The 2,103-nt window shown below is 71.8% G+C and carries 2 protein-coding genes; one reads left to right on the plus strand and one right to left on the minus strand.

Annotated elements, in window-relative coordinates; genetic code table 11:
* Window positions 1–347: 347 nt before the first annotated feature.
* Window positions 348–719, minus strand: coding sequence for a hypothetical protein (locus tag ACFV61_RS35670; protein WP_063351872.1), 372 nt, complete (start codon window positions 717–719; stop codon window positions 348–350).
* 603 nt (window positions 720–1,322) lie between these two features.
* Here ACFV61_RS35670 and ACFV61_RS35675 point away from each other — a divergent pair.
* Window positions 1,323–1,691, plus strand: a complete 369-nt coding sequence (locus ACFV61_RS35675; protein WP_380496318.1) for a hypothetical protein — start codon at window positions 1,323–1,325, stop codon at window positions 1,689–1,691.
* The last annotated feature ends 412 nt before the right edge of the window (window positions 1,692–2,103 follow it).

The raw sequence follows: 2,103 nt of genomic DNA on the forward strand, positions 1-2,103 counted from the left end.
GCCCGCGCCCCCGCGGGCCCGCCGGTGAAAGCCGGGCCCCGGGGGCCGGCCCCCCCCCCCCCGGCCCCCCCGCCCCCCGGCTCCTTCGTCGTCCAGGCCGGTCGGACCGCACCGCCGGGCTGTTCAGCGGGCGCCGCGCCCGGTCGGTGACGGCCCCGGGAGACACCCGGTGCCGTCACCTCCGGAGTGCGTCCCACAACGACCGCAGCGGGGATCGGTGCAGGTATTGGTACAGGTATCGGTGCAGGGGCGAGGCCGGCCGGCGGTGAGGAAGTACCAGCCGGCGCGCGGCGCTCAGCCGCCCGTCGTGCCGCCGGGCAGCGGGATGACGGTGTCTGCGACGTGGATCATCGCGAGACGGTGCGGCCGGACTGGCTGCCGTTGTTGGTCGGGTACAGGTTCGCCCATGACAGGTTGCACGCGAACTGCCACCACGCGTTGTTCGTCCCTGCGTCGGCCACGTCGTTCCAGTTCCAGCTGTAGGTGTGGCCGCAGGTGTCCCCGGCGGTCAGGTAGAACCGCTCGTCGGTGCGGCCCGCGTTGACGTGCCACCCGACGGTCGGGCCGTTCGCGTACACCTGGTACCACGCGCCGTTGTTGCTGGTGGCGCTGTCGGAGCCGCTGTCGGAGGCGGACGCGGTGCCGACGGATGCGACGCCCACGCCGACCATCGTCGAAGTGACGACGGCCAGGGCGGCGAGAGTCTTCCTGATGCGCATGCTGTGCTCCCTTGGTGGATGAGCGTGTCGATGGCCCGCCCCCGGTGCGTGGACGTCATTGCGTGAAGTGGTGCAGCCGATCACGATGAGGGGGGTGCGCCGGGGGCGCGTACCCATGCCGCTTCCACTCCCTGCCCGCACAGTGGGCCGCCATGCAACTCTCCTTGGTGAACGGCCAGTTCGACGAGGGGGGTGCGGGGCGGCCCGGTCTCAGCATGACCTACTCCGACCGCCGGAGTCACTGCATTCGGCAGACGGACTCGAACTCGGCCGCAGTGGCGCGGCGCCTGCGCTGGTGAACCGGCTTGCCCGGCGGCCGGACGGTCGTCGGGCGCGGTCGTCACCGGCGGTCACAACGGTGGTCCCGGCTACATCCTGCTCGCCTGGTAGAACCCGACGATCGTCTGACGCGGCACGAGCGGCTCCGGGCGGGTGACCCCGCCCACCCGTCCTGGGGGTTCGCGACACCCCAGTTCAAGGCGCGGGGCGCTGGGACCGGACCTGGACCGGTAGCCCCCGGACCTGGAAGCCCCGGGCGGACAGGCGGGCGAATCCAGGGTAGCGTTTCAAATACTCAGAGTGACTGTATAGAGAGGTGAAGCCATGAAACCGATCGGCATGGGAGCCGCAGCGCTCCTCCTTGCCACCGGGACGGTGACCGCCGTTCAGGCCCCGGCCCATGCCGCCGACCCGGCCTACGGCTACACCTGCCCTACCGGCTACTACAGCGAGGAGGTCATGATCGAGAGAGTGTTCTTCGGCGGGGCCTGCATCCCGGATCCTGCCAGCACCGGACCCCGCTACACGTTCCGCGTCGCCGTGCTCACGGAGGGCTTGCCGAGTGGGGACCGTGAGTACGTCGACGCCACCTTGAAATGCGACGAGTTGCAATCCGCCGCCCCCGACGTCGTCGCGTCGCGCTGCGACTTGGTTGACACCGGCCTCACACCCCGGGCGACGGCGAAGGCGTAGGGCCGGCAGGGCATGGACTGATCCGGGGACCAGGGACCGGTCGTCGCGGCGTAGCGGGAGCGAAACAGACCCCCGGGCGGGCGTTCGGGCCACGTCGGGGAGTGCGGTCAAGGCGCCGGAGGCGACGTCGGCGGCCCGGCCGGAGCGGGGGCGTCCGGATTCCGTCGCCGTGGTGATCGCCTGCTGCATGGTGGCGAAGCCGCCAAGGCCCTCGAACGGGTGCTGGTCGCCGCCGGCAGGGCCTGGCCGGCTGTCGGGCGGTGCCTGGGTGTGGTGGCGGAACGGGACCGCCCCGGGGCCCGGGCGGGGGGTGGGGCGGCCCGGGGGTGGGGGGGGGGGGGGGGGGGGGGTGGGGCGGGCGGCGGGGGCGGTCTAATATAAAAAATTATCGGCCCCCGCGAATAAAAATTTT

The sequence above is a fragment of the Kitasatospora sp. NPDC059817 genome (genome assembly GCF_042731835.1).
In the GTDB taxonomy this organism is placed as follows: domain Bacteria; phylum Actinomycetota; class Actinomycetes; order Streptomycetales; family Streptomycetaceae; genus Kitasatospora.

Coding starts and splice junctions, on each gene's coding strand:
- ACFV61_RS35670 (WP_063351872.1), bottom strand. CDS start 719: ATGCGCATCAGGAAGACTCTCGCCGCCCTGGCCGTCGTCACTTCGACG.
- ACFV61_RS35675 (WP_380496318.1), top strand. CDS start 1,323: ATGAAACCGATCGGCATGGGAGCCGCAGCGCTCCTCCTTGCCACCGGG.